The organism is Cognatundibacterium oligocarboniphilum, assembly GCF_013377855.1.
GTDB classification, from domain to species: Bacteria; Pseudomonadota; Gammaproteobacteria; order Burkholderiales; family Burkholderiaceae_D; genus Undibacterium; species Undibacterium oligocarboniphilum.
Map to the genome: position 1 here is coordinate 137,874 of NZ_JABXYJ010000004.1, position 17,136 is coordinate 155,009.

The 17,136-nt window shown below is 52.2% G+C and carries 12 protein-coding genes; 10 read left to right on the forward strand and 2 right to left on the reverse strand.

What is annotated here, in order from left to right:
* Window positions 1–12: 12 nt before the first annotated feature.
* The 8 genes from atpD to HV832_RS07990 all read left to right on the forward strand — a co-directional run bounded on the left by atpD (window position 13) and on the right by HV832_RS07990 (window position 11,755).
* Window positions 13–1,416, forward strand: a complete 1,404-nt coding sequence (atpD, locus tag HV832_RS07955; protein WP_176803034.1) for a F0F1 ATP synthase subunit beta — start codon at window positions 13–15, stop codon at window positions 1,414–1,416.
* Between the two features lie 69 nt (window positions 1,417–1,485).
* Window positions 1,486–1,908 (forward strand): F0F1 ATP synthase subunit epsilon, encoded by a 423-nt coding sequence (locus HV832_RS07960; protein WP_176803035.1) that lies wholly within the window; start codon window positions 1,486–1,488, stop codon window positions 1,906–1,908.
* Window positions 1,909–1,993: 85 nt separating this feature from the next.
* Window positions 1,994–2,425: a CoA-binding protein gene (locus tag HV832_RS07965; protein WP_176803036.1), complete on the forward strand. Its 432-nt coding sequence runs from the start codon at window positions 1,994–1,996 to the stop codon at window positions 2,423–2,425.
* A gap of 24 nt (window positions 2,426–2,449) precedes the next feature.
* On the forward strand, window positions 2,450–3,274 hold the full coding sequence (locus HV832_RS07970; protein ID WP_176803037.1) for a PPK2 family polyphosphate kinase: 825 nt from the start codon (window positions 2,450–2,452) through the stop codon (window positions 3,272–3,274).
* 559 nt (window positions 3,275–3,833) lie between these two features.
* Window positions 3,834–4,925, forward strand: coding sequence for a uroporphyrinogen decarboxylase (hemE, locus tag HV832_RS07975; RefSeq protein ID WP_176803038.1), 1,092 nt, complete (start codon window positions 3,834–3,836; stop codon window positions 4,923–4,925).
* A 492-nt stretch (window positions 4,926–5,417) separates the two neighbouring features.
* The gene (locus tag HV832_RS07980) at window positions 5,418–7,448 is read left to right on the forward strand and encodes a primosomal protein N' (RefSeq protein WP_176803039.1); all 2,031 of its coding nucleotides are present in this window, start codon (window positions 5,418–5,420) and stop codon (window positions 7,446–7,448) included.
* A 344-nt stretch (window positions 7,449–7,792) separates the two neighbouring features.
* Window positions 7,793–8,644 carry an arylamine N-acetyltransferase family protein gene (locus HV832_RS07985; protein WP_176803040.1) on the forward strand — a complete coding sequence of 284 codons (852 nt, stop codon included), beginning with the start codon at window positions 7,793–7,795 and terminating at the stop codon, window positions 8,642–8,644.
* 294 nt (window positions 8,645–8,938) lie between these two features.
* On the forward strand, window positions 8,939–11,755 hold the full coding sequence (locus tag HV832_RS07990; protein ID WP_176803041.1) for an EAL domain-containing protein: 2,817 nt from the start codon (window positions 8,939–8,941) through the stop codon (window positions 11,753–11,755).
* A gap of 79 nt (window positions 11,756–11,834) precedes the next feature.
* Here HV832_RS07990 and HV832_RS07995 read toward each other — a convergent pair whose 3' ends face one another.
* Window positions 11,835–13,958, reverse strand: a complete 2,124-nt coding sequence (locus HV832_RS07995) for a S46 family peptidase (RefSeq protein ID WP_399310270.1) — start codon at window positions 13,956–13,958, stop codon at window positions 11,835–11,837.
* A gap of 683 nt (window positions 13,959–14,641) precedes the next feature.
* Here HV832_RS07995 and HV832_RS08000 point away from each other — a divergent pair.
* Both HV832_RS08000 and HV832_RS08005 read left to right on the forward strand, forming a co-directional pair.
* On the forward strand, window positions 14,642–15,061 hold the full coding sequence (locus tag HV832_RS08000) for a PH domain-containing protein (RefSeq protein WP_176803042.1): 420 nt from the start codon (window positions 14,642–14,644) through the stop codon (window positions 15,059–15,061).
* Between the two features lie 404 nt (window positions 15,062–15,465).
* A complete protein-coding gene (locus tag HV832_RS08005) occupies window positions 15,466–15,711 on the forward strand; it encodes a hypothetical protein (RefSeq protein ID WP_176803043.1) in 246 nt (81 codons plus the stop codon).
* A 90-nt stretch (window positions 15,712–15,801) separates the two neighbouring features.
* Here the strand turns inward: HV832_RS08005 and HV832_RS08010 are convergent, their stop codons facing one another.
* Window positions 15,802–16,878 (reverse strand): polymer-forming cytoskeletal protein, encoded by a 1,077-nt coding sequence (locus tag HV832_RS08010; RefSeq protein ID WP_176803044.1) that lies wholly within the window; start codon window positions 16,876–16,878, stop codon window positions 15,802–15,804.
* Window positions 16,879–17,136 lie beyond the last annotated feature (258 nt).

Consider the following 17,136-nt stretch of genomic DNA (forward strand, 5'->3'; position numbering starts at 1 on the left):
GAAGGAACGAACATGGCTAATGGCAAAATCGTTCAGTGTATCGGCGCTGTGGTGGACGTTGAATTCCCACGTGACGCGATGCCTAAGGTTTACGATGCCTTGAAAATGGAAGGCTCCGATCTGACTCTGGAAGTGCAGCAGCAACTGGGTGACGGTATCGTCCGTACGATTGCTCTGGGTTCTTCCGACGGTCTGCGTCGTGGCATGACTATCACTAACACTGGTAAGCCCATCATGGTACCGACCGGCAAAGCAACGCTGGGTCGCATCATGGACGTATTGGGTAACCCTATCGATGAATGCGGTCCTGTCAGCCATGAGCAGACAGCCTCCATTCACCGTAAAGCACCTGCTTACGATGAACTGTCCCCTTCGCAAGAACTGCTGGAAACCGGTATCAAAGTTATCGATCTGGTTTGCCCGTTCGCTAAAGGTGGTAAGGTTGGTCTGTTCGGCGGTGCGGGTGTGGGCAAGACCGTGAACATGATGGAACTGATCAACAACATCGCCAAGGCGCACAGCGGCTTGTCCGTGTTTGCCGGTGTCGGTGAGCGTACTCGTGAGGGTAACGACTTCTACCACGAAATGGCTGATGCAAAAGTGGTTGATCTGGAAAATCCGGAAAACTCCAAAGTTGCGATGGTGTACGGTCAGATGAATGAACCGCCAGGCAACCGTCTGCGCGTGGCTCTGACAGGTCTGACGATTGCTGAAGGTTTCCGTGACGAAGGCAAAGACGTGCTGTTCTTCGTGGATAACATCTACCGTTATACACTGGCCGGTACCGAAGTTTCCGCGTTGCTGGGCCGTATGCCTTCCGCTGTGGGTTATCAGCCTACGCTGGCTGAAGAAATGGGCCGTCTGCAAGAACGTATTACATCGACGAAAACCGGTTCGATCACATCGATCCAGGCCGTCTATGTTCCAGCGGATGACTTGACCGATCCATCGCCAGCAACCACATTTGCGCACTTGGATTCCACCGTTGTTCTGTCCCGTGACATCGCTTCCCTGGGTATTTACCCAGCGGTTGATCCACTGGATTCGACCTCGCGTCAGCTGGATCCACAAGTTGTGGGTCAGGAGCACTATGAAACAGCGCGCGCTGTTCAGGGTACTCTGCAACGCTACAAAGAATTGCGTGACATTATCGCGATTCTGGGTATGGACGAACTGGCGCCTGAAGACAAGCTGATCGTTGCACGTGCACGTAAGATGCAACGTTTCCTGTCTCAGCCTTTCCACGTTGCCGAAGTGTTTACCGGTTCTCCGGGTAAATACGTTTCACTGAAAGACACGATCAAGGGCTTTAAAATGATCGCGTCCGGTGAACTCGATCACCTGCCAGAACAAGCGTTCTACATGGTAGGTACTATCGACGAAGCAATCGAAAAAGCGAAAAAACTGGCTGCGTAAATTCAGCACTAGCGCTGCGGTCTGAACTACCGCAGCACAGCTTTTTCAAGCGTATACAAAGGGTCCGACATGGCACACACTATTCACGTTGACGTGGTTTCTGCAGAAGAGTCGATCTTCTCCGGTGAAGCCGAATTCGTCGCGTTGCCGGGTGAGGCTGGTGAATTGGGTATCTATCCAAAGCATACTCCGCTGATTACCCGTATCAAACCGGGTGCAGTACGTATTAAGGTTCCAGGTAAAACCGAAGACGAATTTGTTTTCGTCGCCGGCGGTTTGCTGGAAGTGCAGCCTGATACCGTCACTGTATTGGCAGATACGGCAATTCGTGGTCACGATCTGGACGAAGCCAAGGCCAGCGAAGCTAAAAAGCAAGCGGAAGAGGCACTGGCTAACCGTGATTCCAAGATTGACTATGCGCAAGCACAGGCAGAACTGGCATCGGCAATCGCCCAATTGGCAGCGATACAGAAATTACGTCAGAAGCGTTAATTCGCTTCACGAAATTTTTGTGACGACAGAAGTACAGAAAAGGCAGCCCTGAGCTGCCTTTTTTATTTTAATTGACGACGTAAAAATGCATCCTTCATCAGAAAATCCGGAATATCTGTTGCAATTGTTGGTTGCGAGTCGTGTTATCGCGGTTGTCGGCCTGTCGCCAAAAGCGCATCGGGCAAGTTACACGGTGGCTGCATACCTGCAGCAGCAGGGATACCGTATTATTCCTGTGAATCCCCGCGAAGCCGGCAAACGCATTCTCGGTGAGTTGTGTTATGCCAGTCTCACTGAGGCGAGCCTGGAACACAAGATTGATATCGTTGACTGCTTCCGCAATGCAGAGGATATTCCACCTATCGCCGACGAGACGATTGCAGCCGGCATCCCGTGTTTGTGGATGCAATCCGGCATAATCAATCAAGAGGCGGCAGAAAAGGCGCGCCGTGCCGGAATTTACGTAATCATGGATCAATGTCTGAAAATCGAACTGATGCGCTTGATCTGCCGTTGACGGCTGTTTTTGAAAAGGGGATACATGGATATTGCCGGATTGTGCAGACTCAGATCAGGTCTGGTGCTGAAGGAAGCCGATGCCGCGCGAAAGCTGACAGGCGCCGTAGCCGCGGGGATGACGGATGGTAAAGCAATCGATAAATTGCAAACCCTGAATCTGGCGGAAAAAATTGCCGAGATCCAGAACGTTTTTGTGGCGGCTAAACAATATAAGCTCCTGATTATTTTGCAGGGTATGGACACCTCGGGCAAAGACGGTACGGTTAAAGGTGTGTTTGGACAAATCAATCCGCTGGGTACCAGAACCGTTGCCTTCAAAGCGCCGGTACAGGTTGAAAAAGATCACGACTACTTATGGCGGGTGCACCGTGAAGTGCCGGGCAGCGGTGAAATAGTGATTTTTAACCGCAGTCACTATGAAGACGTGCTGATCAGCAAAGTTCACGGCTGGATCAGTGAGGAAACTTGTCTGCAGCGTTATGCGCATATCCGTGACTTTGAAAGGATGCTCAGTGAAACCGGAACCATCATACTGAAATTCTTTCTGCACCTGTCGAAAGCAGAGCAAAAACACCGTCTCGAAGAGCGGCTGGCCGACCCGGACAAATACTGGAAATTTGATCCGCAGGATCTGGCGGAGCGCACGCACTGGGATGCGTATCAGCGTGCCTATGAGCATGCGTTAGCGGCAACCGACAGTGACAATGCCCCTTGGTTTGTGATTCCCTCCGACTCCAAGACGCAGCGCAACCTGCTGATTGCAGGCATCGTATTGGAAAAGCTGGAAAGCCTGAAATTAAAATACCCGCCGATGAATCCGGCTTATCGCCGGTTTTTGGTGGAGTGACACTGTCCCGCTGTCTTCCCAGACCTGACCGGGTAATCAGACAGGTTTATTCGGGGTGTACAGATGTCTGTTGCACTGAACTCCGCATTGTGGAGGAAAATCGTGGGCTGATGGCGATGGTTGGTCATCATCCTTCATAAAAAGGCGTCAGGCAGTGGACAAAACCAGCTTACACCTCCCGATTTCATAGGCAGCCGCCGATGGAAACCTCTGGCAACAATGATTTTCAGAGGTAAACGAGAGGGAATGATCTTACTTATTCACAACCCTGAAAAACATTGCCATTGAGAAAAACAGCTAAATAATATGGCCATGATTAAATAATTTATTAAAATCATATAGTTACAAGATTATTCTATTAACTGTATTTAACAATTGAGCGCAACTAAGAAAAAAGAAAAAGCTATCCACAAAGTTATCCACAATAGTGGGACAAGTTTTTACGGAAACAGCAACTTGCGCAAGATCAGATGCTGATCGCAGCAGCTTAGGCGATAATGTGCGCAATTCAGAAAATTCTTATAGATTCAAACGATCATACAATCCGGAAAGTTAATACATGTCCAATCATTTTGCTCTGCTTCAGAACGATACATTTCTTAAGGCGCTCCTGCGTGAACCGACGGATTACACCCCGTTATGGTTGATGCGCCAGGCGGGCCGTTATCTGCCGGAATACCGTGCCACCCGTAAAAATGCGGGATCGTTCATGAGTCTGGCAAAAAATCCGCAGTTTGCCACTGAGGTGACGCTGCAACCGATCGACCGCTATGCGCTGGATGCTGCAATCCTGTTTTCCGATATTCTCACCGTTCCTGACGCAATGGGACTGGGTTTGTATTTTGAGGAAGGTGAAGGGCCTAAATTCGAGCGGCCGTTAAAAGACGAGAAAGACGTCATGGCGCTGAAAAAGCCAGAAGCTGGCAGTTTGCAATATGTATTTGATGCTGTGACGGAAATTCGCCGTGCATTGAATGGTCGCGTGCCGTTGATCGGGTTTTCCGGCAGTCCGTGGACTCTGGCCTGCTACATGGTTGAGGGGCAGGGTTCCAGAGAGTTTCACAAGGTTAAAACCATGATGTATCAGCGTCCTGATCTGATGCATCATATCTTGCGCACCAATGCCGATGCGGTCGTCGAATACCTGAATGCGCAAATTGAGGCTGGTGCCCAGGCTGTGATGATTTTCGACAGCTGGGGCGGTGCGCTGGCCGATGCGGCATATCAGGAGTTTTCTCTGTCTTATATGCAAGATATCGTGCAGCGGTTGCACAAAGAACAGGATGGCCGCCGGGTGCCGTCGATTGTCTTTACCAAGGGCGGTGGTTTATGGCTGGAACAGATCGCGCAGACAGGAGCTGAGGCGGTAGGGCTGGACTGGACGATGAATCTGGGCCAGGCGCGTCGTCTGGTCGGTGACCGGGTTGCGCTGCAAGGCAATCTGGATCCCGCAATCCTGTTTGCCAAGCCGGATCAGATCCGCCACCTGGTGAAGGAGACGCTGGACTCGTATGGCACTCCCAATGCTGGTCATGGTCATGTTTTTAACCTCGGACATGGGATCTCACAGTTTACGCCGCCGGAATCGGTTAGCGTACTGGTTGATATGGTGCATGAGTACAGTCGTCAGCAGCGCCAGAATGCGGCATGAACAGAAGTTGCATGCCCGGAATTCATGCAAAATCGGGTGTGCAATGCAATATTAAAATGAATAGAAAAGGGCATATTCTTTCTTTGAAAAATCATAATACAAAAATAAGCACGCCGGTGCTGTATGTTGCCATGCAAAAACCTGTATTGATGCGCTTCTTCAGCCATAAATCGATGGAAATGCAAGTCAGATAAGGGGCTGAATTTTATAAAACCAGATAAATCCGGCCTCAGTTATGCACAAATCCGGAGCATGCAAAAAGAAAGTGAGAAATTTTTTTTGTAACTTCCGGTGATTTTTATAAGTCATTGATTTTTAATGATAAAAAATGCTGCTGTAAGATTGTGCATTTTGTTGAAACCCGCATGATTATTGGTAATAACCCATGTCAAGAGATTTTTTTCCACAAAGTTATGCACAGAAATTGTGGATAACTGGAAAACCGCTATGAAATCAATGCTTAACGCAGGTTTTTGAGAAAAAATAACGCTGGTGAATTCTATTTTTGTACGGGTTGCGCTCGATACCCCACTTGACAGGTTTTTTGATTACCGGTTTTTGCCGGCCGATACGGAAACCGGATTACCTCCGGTAGCCGGCTCTCTGGTACTGGTGCCATTCGGCCGTCAGGAAGTGATTGGCGTTGTTGTTGCGACCATGGATCAGACCGGGATTGCGCCAGACAAAATCAGGGATGTCATCGCTGTGCGTGCTCAGCTGCCGCCGTTAGGCAGCGCATGGCTGACGATGGCGATGTTTGCGGCAGATTACTACCAGCGACCGCTCGGTGAAGTCATGCTGCCTGCCTTGCCCAAAAATCTGCGTGTCGGCAAGAGTGTCGCTCTGGACCGCGCCCTCAAGAAGATTGCCAGACAATCTGCAACAGGCGAGATGTCGCCTGATCATGTGCCAGCGCTGAATCCGCCACAGCAGGCGGCGGTTAACGCGATTACGCAGCAGGCCGGTTATACGGCGCATCTGTTATTCGGCGTGACTGGCAGCGGCAAGACCGAGGTATATCTGCAAAGTGCCGCCCGCATTCTGGCTGCTTCCCCGCTCGCGCAGATTCTGATTCTGGTGCCGGAAATTAATCTGACACCACAATTGGAAATGCATGTTAGACAGCGTTTTCCCGGAATGCCAGTAGCCAGTCTGCATAGCGGTTTGGCGGAAGGTGAGCGCACGCTTCACTGGTTGTCGGCGCATCTGGGGCAAGCGCGCATCGTCCTCGGAACGAGGCTGGCGATATTTGCCTCCATGCCGCATTTGCAACTGATTATCGTCGATGAGGAGCATGATCCGTCCTACAAACAGCAGGAGGGCTTGCGCTATTCGGCGCGTGATCTGGCCGTCTGGCGGGCGCATCAGTTGCAGATTCCGGTGGTGCTGGGTTCCGCGACACCTTCGCTGGAAAGCTGGCAGGCAACGCAGAATGGCCGCTACCGGCAGCTGGTACTGACGGAAAGAGCGGTGCCGGATGCCGTCTTGCCGTTGATTAAAATCATCAATCTGGAACGTGAAAAACCCAGCGATGGACTAACACCAAGATTGGTCGCCGCGATTCGCCTTCGCCTTGAGATGGGTGAGCAATCACTACTGTTTTTGAACAGGCGTGGTTATGCCCCTGTGCTCACCTGCGATGCCTGCGGCTGGATCAGTCAATGCAGTCGCTGCACTGCCAACCTGGTTTTGCACAAAGGCGACCACCGCTTGCGCTGCCATCATTGCGGACTGGAGCAGCGGATTCCGCGTGCTTGTCCTACCTGCGGCAATATTGATCTGCAGCCATTAGGGCGCGGAACCCAGCGGTTGGAAGAAACTCTGTCGGCTATTTTTCCGGAGGCCAGGGTTTTCCGGATTGATGCCGATTCGACCCGGCTCAAAGGCAGTGCTGCTGCCGCGTTTGAACGGGTGCACGAAGGCGGGGTGGATATTCTGATTGGCACGCAGATGGTTGCCAAAGGACATGATTTCAAACGCTTGACGCTGGTGGCGGCGCTGAATCCTGATGCTGCTTTGTTTTCTCAGGACTATCGTGCCAGTGAGCGATTATTTGCTCAGCTGATGCAGGTTGCCGGGCGTGCCGGCCGCACCGCAAGAGCGGATGGCGGCAATCCTGCCGAGGTGCTGGTTCAGACCCGCTACCCAGATCATCCGCTCTACCATGCGCTGATGAAACATGATTATCCGGAGTTTGCCGCAGATTTGCTGGAGGAGCGCCGTCAGGCCCAGTTGCCGCCATTCATGTATCAGGCCCTGTTGCGCGCTGAAGCCCGGGAATTGCAGACCGCACTGGAATTTTTGCAGCAGGCGGCAGGCCGGATCAACCTCGCTGGGGTGACGGTGCATGATCCGGTGCCGATGACCATGACCCGGGTGGCAAACCGTGAGCGGGCACAATTGCTGATCGAATCCGCATCGAGACCCGTCTTGCAGGCTTGCATGAAAGTCTGGATGGGTGAGCTGCGCAGTATGAAGACGCGATTGCGCTGGTCACTGGAAATCGATCCCGTCGATATATGACACCAGACCGCAGCGCCTGTGAATGTTGCAAATCAGCAGATCTGCTGGTTGTGCGAACCTGTGGCGGCGTGGTGCTGTGGTTTGCCTATCCCAAACAGAGTTCGCAACGTTTTCACTGTGAATTGAAGCGCGATCGCGGTTGGCATCCGTGATGCGCAGCCGGTTTCGATAGGGTGCGTCAGGTCGTGATCGATGCCGGCGGTCGGCACTGCGTTTCCGGCACACCGCATACATCCGGGATCCAGGCAGAAAGACGGGTATCGCGCAAACATAGCGTTCCGGCAAGAAAAAAGGGACTCGGGTATAGTGTACACACTGTCGGTGACTACAGGACGGAATACTTTATGCTCACAACGTCGCAATTGCACAGTTATCTGGATCGTCTTTCCTGTCAGGGCGATCTGCGTCCTGGTCTGTCTTTGTTGACCCGTTTGCATCAGGCTCATCTGCAGCAGATTCCGTTTGAGAATCTGGATATCCGTCTTGGCATTCCGATCGATCTTGCGCCGGATGCCCTGTTCCGGAAGATTCTGGACGACCGTCGTGGTGGATTTTGCTACGAACTGAATTACGCATTCAGTTTGCTGCTGACCCGGCTTGAGTTTCAGGTACGCCTCATTGCCGCGGAGGTATATAACGGACACGGTTATGGTCCTGCATTTGATCATTTGCTGCTTGCGGTCGGGCTTGAAGACGGCTGCTGGATTGCCGACGTTGGCTTTGGCGACTGTTTCCGCACCCCGCTACGGATAGGTGGGGAGGGCATTGTTGAGCTGAAAACCAGGTATTTGTTACAACAGGACCCGGAAATGCGCTGGGTCCTGTATCAGGCCCGGGAAGGGCAGCCGCTGCAGCCACAATACCGGTTTGTGCTGCAAGGCTATGAACTGGCGGCTTTTTTACCCATGTGCCGGTACCAGCAGACATCGCCTGATTCCCACTTCACCCGGAAATCGATTTGTTCTGTTGCCACGCCGCAAGGCCGGATCAGCCTGTCCAACGATAAATGCATCGTGACCACAGACGGCCGCCGGCAGGTATCGGGTCTGCGCAATGCGACAGAGTATCGCACCGCGCTACAAACCCATTTCAACATGACGCTTCCTCCGGACGCTCGCATCGAGCGCCTGCTATCACACGCCCGCCAGCTAACGCCATTTAACCAAATACACCATTTTCCCGGGGAAATGCGCTGATCTATGAAAAGCCCAGACAGCTTCATGTCAGTAAAGTGATACAAAATTTAAAACAATTTTACAATCTTGTTTGCCTCACCCAGTTAAGGTACATTGCGATAGATGCCAGTATTTTTCTGTAGTATGGCAACAAAAACAGTGGCAATTAACGACATGTAGAAGCAATTAATTGCACTCAAAAAACATTTTTTGAGGAAATATTTCTTAAGCAGGTTAGAATTTGTGCAAATCATTTTCACGAATTGACCATACGGACAATCCATTGCTTTGTTTTCTTATCGGACACTTGCAGAATTGGTACGTTTTATTCAAAAACTCTATCAGGCGTGGCTGACCCGGGGAATTTATACCCGGTTATTTACTCCTGTTTTGTTGTTGCTTCTGGCCGCAGCAGTGCTGCGCTATGAATTACTGATTCGTAATGAGCTGCACGATGTCCGGCAGCAGATTCAGGTGCAGTCCATTTATCTCGCACGCATGCTGAGCCCCGAACTGTTGCAGAAAACCAGAGATCACGACAGCACAGCCATTGTCACCCAACTGCAGCAGGAGCTACAGACTGACCGGACTCTGCAGGGATTGGTGTGGCAATATCAGCACACCCAACTGTGTGCGCTGCAACCGCAGCCTGTCAGCCCGCAGACACCGGCATGGTTCGTGTCAATGCTGAAATTTCCGGCGACCCAGGAATACCGTGCCACCATGCCGACAGATCAGGCGGCTACGCTGGTGGTGACGTTTAATACGGCAGAGGCGGTCAACCGGATCTGGCACAAGGTGGTGATCCAGCTGGAAATTTCCGGGGCGTTGATCTTCCTGATTTATCTGCTCATGGGCTTCGTATTGCGTGCCAATGTACAAAGTCTGCGTCGTCTGGTGGCGGTGACAGAACAATTCAAACATGGTGACTATACTGCGCGTCTTTCAGCCTCAGGAACAATGGAGGCACGTGCTCTGGCACAGAGTTTCAACGATATGGCAGAGGAAGTGCAAAAACTGCTGTCGACTTTGCAGCAGCGTCAGCGCGAGCAAAGCGAGCAGTTGCATTTTACCTGGCAAGTGCTGACGGCCCTGCCGATACCCACTTTTTTCAGCGATCAGCACGGACGCTGCCGTGGTGTGAACCCGGCTTGGTGCCAGATGTTTGGCATGCAGCAAAAAGAGGCGGTTGGCCGGTCAATGCGCGAATTACTCTCGGCTGCCGATATCAATGGCGACCTGACCACGTTGACCGGACAACCCGAAGGCGCACGCGGAACAGAAGTGCAGATTTCGCGGCAGGGGCAGACTGTGGTGGCATTGTACTATCAGGCGACATACACCAGTGTCGACGGGGAATACGCGGATACGATCGGCTCGCTGGTAGATATCAGTGACAGGAAAAAAGCCCAGGCAGCGCTGGCGGAACAGAAAGAACGGGTTGAAACCACCCTTGATTCGATTGGCGATGGCGTCATCAGTTGCGATGCCAACGGCCAGATACTGACACTGAACCGGGCTGCGCGCGAGTTGACGGGCTGGCATCAGCATGAAGCCGAAACCCGGGCCTTGCACCAGATTTTTGCGCTGACGGACACCAAACAGGCAGCCGCCCTGCGCCAGTTCATCACCCAGGTGCCAACACAAAGCGGATCATACCAGGCCAGCAATCTGATTTTGCTGACCCGTTCCGGTCGCCAACTCGATATCGACCTGACCGCTGCGCCAACCAGACAAAAAGATGGTGTGGTGCGCGGCTGGGTGCTGGTTTTCCGTGATCTCAGCGAAACCCGGCATCTGCTGCGCCAGATCAGTTGGCAAGCCGGCCATGATCTGCTGACCGGTTTGCCGAATCGGGCCTCTCTCAATGACCATTTCCAGCAGGCGATGCACTCCGCCCAGGAAAAGCAGCAAATGCTGGCCGTATGCCTGATGGACCTGGACCATTTTCAGGCGGTGAATGAGCGTTACGGTCAGGAGTTTGCGGACAAGCTGTTAAAGCAGGTTGCTGGCAGGCTGGAGCGTTACGTTGGTCAGGATAACCCGGTTGCCCGGCTGGGCGGGGATGAATTTGTTGTTCTGTTGCAGAATCAGTCAGATACCAGCCAGATTCAGGCCAGTCTCTCCGGGTTACTGGCAGAACTGGGTAAGCCTTACGACATTGACCAGCGCCACGCCACGATGACGGCCAGCATTGGCGTTGCCGTGTATCCGCAGGATGAACATAGTCCGGATGTATTGCTGCGCTATGCCGACCAGGCAATGTACCAGGCCAAGATCAGCGGCCGCAATAAATTTCATCTGTTCGACGCGCAAAAGGATGAAGAGGTCAGAACCCGGCATAACCAGCGCGCGCGCATCCGCGAGGCATTGTTGAAAGACGAGTTTGAACTGTATTACCAGCCGAAACTGAATATCCGGGAGGGCAGGATTATCGGTATGGAAGCCCTGATCCGCTGGAATCATCCGGAGCGCGGCGTGGTCGGGCCGATGGAATTTTTGCCGCTGGTTGAGTACAGTGATCTGATTATTGATATCGGTAACTGGGTCATCCATCAGGCTTTGCAGCAGCTGAGCGAATGGCTGGCGCGCGGTCATCGTTGGGTGCTGAGTGTCAACATCGCGGCACGACATTTCCAGCACAGCGATTTTTTGGAAAACCTGCGGGCAGACCTGACCCGTTTTCCCGATGTGCCGCCGCAATATCTGGAAATTGAAATCCTCGAATCCGCTGCAATTCAGGATATCCAGCATGTGCGGGAAATCATGCTGGCGTGTCAGAATCTGGGTGTGCGGTTTGCGCTGGATGATTTCGGTACCGGGTATTCTTCCTTATCGTATCTGAAACGCTTACCGGCGGATATCCTCAAAATCGATCAGAGTTTCGTGCGCGACATGCTCGACGATCAGGATGATCTGGCGCTGATTGGTGCTATCGTCGGGCTGGCAAGTGCATTCCGGCGTGAAGTGATTGCCGAAGGCGTCGAATCTGCCGAACACGGCATTGCCCTGATGCATCTGGGCTGCGATCTGGTACAGGGATACGGCATCGCACGGCCTATGCCGGTAAGTCAGGTGGAAATCTGGGCGCAGCACTATGTACCGCCCGTGTTGTGGCAGCAAAGAGCGTAAAAAAAGCGCACCGTCCGATGCGCTTTTTTTCTGACTGGATAAAACAGCACTGACTATGCAGCGATGTTAAGGACACGTTTTATTTTGCCGGATAGCGAATCTGCATTTCCTTCAGCAGATTATCCGCATGATCGACTTCCTTCATGACCCACAGCATGTAACGGATATCGACATGAATCGCGCGGGTGATGGCGCTGTCGAAATACCAGTCCTTGGTGATGGATTCATAAGTAGAATCAAAATTCAGCCCCACCAGCTCGCCGTTTTTATTTAACACGGCAGAACCCGAGTTACCGCCGGTGGTATCCGCACTCGACAGAAAATCTACCGGCACCGTGCCAAGCGCCGCGTCTTTGAACGCGCCGTAACGTTTTTCACGGATCGCTGCCAGCAGATTATCCGGTGCGATGAATGGCGCTTCACCGGTATGTTTTTCAACGATACCTTCCACCGTGGTAAACGGGCCTTTGCTGACGCCGTCACGCGGACTGTAAGGCGAGACCGTACCGTAAGTCACGCGCAACGTGGAATTGGCATCCGGGTACACAGGTTTGCCCTGCGCTTGTTTCCAGGCGATCACCGCCTGCATGTATTGCGGAATCACGCGTTCCAGATTGCCATCCACTTCCATGCGGCGGTCTTCGAGCGACATGCCGGTGTCATGCAGTTTCACTGCCAGCTGGATGAACGGATCACCGGATTGTTGAAAGCTATTCGCATCCTTGTTCAGCCATGCCAGCCGCCTGGCGGTATTTCCGAGTTCGGATTGGCGGTACAGCGCAACAACCGATTCCGGGGTCGGCAACAACAGATCTAGTCCATGCGGCCGCAGTCTGGCGTCGATCTGGTTGTAGCGTTGCAGGGAAGCGGTGTAGCGCGCCTGATCTACATTCGGCAGGAAGGATTGCTCCAGCCGGTTCAGACGGGCGGTGATGAAAGATACATCGCGCTGCTGGAATCCGGCTTTCCGCTCCGCATCCGGCTTACTACTTTCCAGCGCCAGCCGGTAAAGCGTACGTGCGCTTTTCAGCAGATCGCTGTTGGTGGCGACCGACCAGGCAAATTCTTCCTCGGTCAACGCCATATCGCTGGCGATGACTGCATCCAGTTCTTTCAGCAGCGAAGTGTCGCTCCTGTGTTGCGCATACCACTGGCGGAATTCTGTATCCTGTGCATCCTTGATCGCAGCAATATCCTTGCGGGCAAAACCTGCCAGCAAACCCTCGGTCTTCTTCAGCCGGTTATTGATGCTTTTGACCACGCTCGCGTAGCGGACTTCGGCATTGGCGTTACCGCTGGTCGCTGCCGCGATGACCGACAGATCAGACTGATAGTCAGATATCCGCGCCGGATAGCTGACATCACGCGCAAAACGGATTTCTGCCGGCAATTTATAACGGCTGGTTGTGCCCGGATAGCCCGCCAGCAAAATGGCGTCGCCATTCTTCAGACCCTGGGCCGATACCACCAGAAAATCTTTAGAGTGATACGGCACGTTATTCACCGAAGGATCAGCCGGACGGCCATCTTTACCGACATATGCGCGCAGGAAAGAAAAATCGCCGGTATGACGCGGCCATTCAAAGTTATCCACCTCACCGCCATAATTACCGATCTTGTCCGATGGCGCATACACCAGACGCACATCGCGGATCATCATCTGACGTATCCGGTAATATTCCAGCCCGCGATGAAAACTCGGCACCGAGCAACGATACGCTTTATCCTGCTCGCAATCCGCGATCAGAGTCTTGATCTGTTTTTCCACGTGCTCATGGCGCTGCTTGCCCGACATTGCCGGCGTGATACCGCTCAATACCTGCGCCGTTACGTTTTCCACTTTATCGGTGATATACATACGCGAATCCGGGCCGGCAGGTAATTCTTCAGCGTGGGTTTTCGCCAGAAAGCCATCGCTGATGTAATTTTTTTCTGCTGTCGAATTACGTTGCACCGCCCCATAGGCGCAATGATGATTCGTCACCATCAGCCCGCTGTCAGACACAAACGACGCCGAGCAACCGCCCAGCGACACTATCGCGCTCATCGGATGCTTGGATAAATCCGCCAGCTTTTCTGCCGGAATTGTGATGCCTATACGTTTCAGCTCGGTTTTTAACTGCGGCAACTGATGCGGCTGCCACTGACCTTCATCGGCATAGCTCAGCGGGCTGCTGGCCAGACTCAGCCCGGCCAGTGCCAGACTCCATGCATACGATTGTTTCAACTTATTCTCCGTCAGTGGTCAAAAGCGCTGGCACAGTGTGCGGCCAGCGCGTTGCAGGTGGGAGCGGGTGAACAGCGCCAAAAAAGCATCAGATGTGATGCGAAAACCGTGTCTGGAGAATACCCAGATGCACACATGCAGCAACACGCATCACATCAGAACAGCGCCGTACTCCGCTCATTATTATCGAATTGCGACTCCAGAACCAGACTCACCACCGCAGGAAAAGTTCCGGCAAAGAATGAAATTTGACAGATATCTTTACGAACGTAAAGAGAAAAAGGAAAAATTATTTACATTTATCCGATGCAGCATTGGTCAGAATAGTAGACTGCAAGTAGGGCAATGATCCGCACGCGCAGACGGCAGCAGCTCACCCGACTAATTTCTGGCACCGGACTACAAACCCATCCATCATCATACAGCGTACCAAAACGGCATTATTACTTTCAGACATTCACTGCTTGTGCAGCTCAGATAGCTTTCTGTTGTGAAACAAAATTTTTGTACGGTATACAAGTGCAGAAGCAGTCTAGATGCGCCTTTCAAGGAGAGTGAGGAAAATTGCCTTTTTTGACATTCCGCGTTAAGCTTCACTTTTTTTGTTACATAAAAGTCAGGCTTTAGTCTTCTCACTCAACCAAAGAATGGACATCATCATGGGTAGTTATGTCGAAGGAACTCTGATCAAAGACGAAAAGGTAATCTACGAAGGAAAAATTAGTATCTGGTCACTTCTTCCACTAATTATTCTTGGTTTCATTTTCATGTTTTTCTACGGCATCGGAATACTGTTCTGGATTGCGGCAGCAATACGTTACATCACCACTGAGCTTGCATTCACAAACAAACGTGTAATCGCAAAATTCGGTTTTATCAGCCGTAGAACAATCGAACTGAATCTCACAAAAATTGAGAGCGTCCAAGTTAACCAGGGAATTCTTGGGCGGATTTTCAATTTCGGCACGCTTGTAATTTCCGGCGCGGGCAATCCTCAGGCACCGATCCCTGGTATTTCAAATCCTATGACTTTTCGTCGTTCATTTATGGAATATCAAGATCAAGCGCGGGCAGCCTAACTCGTATAAGGGATCGCGTCTTGAATCTGCCTATTCCGAGGCACCAAGCCCGGCTGTGATTCAGGTTTTGCGCATGCGATGTTTCACATCACTGACTGAGCCAGTGTGCGCGATGTGATTCTGTTTCCGTGTACGCCGGACAGTGTAGCGTTCTGATTTTTTGGTTCGTTTATTTTAGTTTGATGAGAAAGGGTGGCGTTGGCTGCTCTTTTTTTATTGTTTGCCTGATGCTTACACGATGTGTTTTGAGTTGATTTGAGTTGATTTAGCCTGCACTTTTTGTCGACTCGGCGATACCTGTTCTTTATCAGGTATCACCAAAAAATCCAACACCATGCGAGTTTTAATAGGATGGAAACAAATTGCATTTATTTACGCGGACATCAGATGAAGGATCAAAAATAATGAGTAACGAAAATCTTTTTCTTCAATTAAATAACGGTACCGCCGCGAGTTATGAGGTCGCCACGCAGGTGGATCTGAAAAATTTCCAGAATGATTTTCTGAGCTACCTGTCTGCTGGAAAGCAGCCGCCGTCTGCGCTCAAGCCGTATGAAGTGAAACAAAACGGCGTTAAACTTTTCCTGGCGATTGATTTTTCTAAGATCACATCTGTGGCGATCAAAGATGATGGTGGCCGGCCTGCGTAATGGCATGGCGGCCAAGATGTGAAAAAGCGGGTGCCTCAGATACACCCGCTTTACTGCAACGCATTCCTATTGATGAAATCAGTTCGGGTTTTACTCCGCCAGCATTTCCCGTTTAACCCGGCGCGCCATTTCCCAGTCGAGCTCCTGATCGCGCTTTTTTTCCAGTGCGTCGATGTGGCGCAGTTTTTTTCCTTCCACAAATTCGCCCGATAAGATCAGGCGCGGCTTGCTGTCGGCGGAGATCATGCCTTGCTTTGCCCACGCCGAGCGGGGCAGGTTGGAGCCGGCGAAGATGCCGTAGTCTTTACCGCAGCTGATGCCTTTTTCGCCGATCACTGATTCACCGGCCTTGATGTATTTGGCGGCATACAGAGTGGCGCCACTCGCGATCCAGCGGCCGGCGTGAATTTCGCCAAACAGGCTGCTGATTTCTCCTTTGGCGCGGATGCTGCCCCAGCCGCTGATGTCGCCCTGACTGCCGATGCTGCCGGCCGCAATATTCCCCTGACAGACGATTTCTCCGGCAAACAGGCTGCCGCCGGTCACGATGTCGGTTTCGCTGAAGACTTCGCCCTGGCAGTTGCAGTCGCCGCTGACATAGATGCTGCTGGCTGCCAGATGGCCGCCGACAAACTGGACTTCTGCCGCATCCAGATCATCGTCAAGTTGCAGGTTGCCCTGGCAATCCAGATCGGCGCAGGATAAATAGCCCAGCCCCTGAATATCGCCGGAGCCGCCGGGCAGTTCGCTCTGCGCATGGCGCGCCAGAATCGCCGGATGCACCAGCAGATCAATGAAATTGTCTTCCGTTTTCAGTTTGCGTTGATCGAGTTCCAGCACGCGCGCCATCCATTCGGCGCTGCAGCCGGTTTTGACCAGAAACTCGACGTCGATATTGCCACCTGCATCCAACGTCTGACCGATGTACAGGGATTGCACCTGGATATCGCCGGTGACGGTGAGTTTGCCGAGGCAAAACACTTCTTCGGCAATCAGGTCGCCGTCAATCAGCAGATCACCACCGACGATCAACTGGGTCGTGATGGTGACGTCACCCAGAATATGCACATCGCCGGTGCTGGAAAACTGCTTGCGTTTGAGTGTTTTTGCCTGAACCGGCTCGGGAGCGGCAGGCAGGCTGGCGGAAGGGGCGGCGCGTCGGGTCATGGCAGGCTTTCATGAAAGAGGGGGCGAGGGAATTTGCCCGCCATTATCCCAGACTCAGGGCAGGAATATGTGCAGATCCCGATTTTTCCGCGTTTACAGTGATCTGCGGCACTGGCACAGAGGCCGCAATTGGAGATGCGTCCTGCACCGGTAGCTTGCAAGAATGCGAAATCATGGGTCATTAAATTGACGCAAAACAACAGATTTTGCTTTTTGGGGCTGAAAAGCATCAGTCTGAGCGGAAATTCTCACGAAATT

What these genes read in the sequence shown, in the direction of transcription:
- atpD (WP_176803034.1), top strand. Translation starts at nt 13, where the DNA reads ATGGCTAATGGCAAAATCGTTCAGTGTATCGGCGCTGTGGTGGACGTT.
- HV832_RS07960 (WP_176803035.1), top strand. Translation starts at nt 1,486, where the DNA reads ATGGCACACACTATTCACGTTGACGTGGTTTCTGCAGAAGAGTCGATC.
- HV832_RS07965 (WP_176803036.1), top strand. Translation starts at nt 1,994, where the DNA reads ATGCATCCTTCATCAGAAAATCCGGAATATCTGTTGCAATTGTTGGTT.
- HV832_RS07970 (WP_176803037.1), top strand. Translation starts at nt 2,450, where the DNA reads ATGGATATTGCCGGATTGTGCAGACTCAGATCAGGTCTGGTGCTGAAG.
- hemE (WP_176803038.1), top strand. Translation starts at nt 3,834, where the DNA reads ATGTCCAATCATTTTGCTCTGCTTCAGAACGATACATTTCTTAAGGCG.
- HV832_RS07985 (WP_176803040.1), top strand. Translation starts at nt 7,793, where the DNA reads ATGCTCACAACGTCGCAATTGCACAGTTATCTGGATCGTCTTTCCTGT.
- HV832_RS08000 (WP_176803042.1), top strand. Translation starts at nt 14,642, where the DNA reads ATGGGTAGTTATGTCGAAGGAACTCTGATCAAAGACGAAAAGGTAATC.
- HV832_RS08005 (WP_176803043.1), top strand. Translation starts at nt 15,466, where the DNA reads ATGAGTAACGAAAATCTTTTTCTTCAATTAAATAACGGTACCGCCGCG.
- HV832_RS08010 (WP_176803044.1), bottom strand. Translation starts at nt 16,878, where the DNA reads ATGACCCGACGCGCCGCCCCTTCCGCCAGCCTGCCTGCCGCTCCCGAG.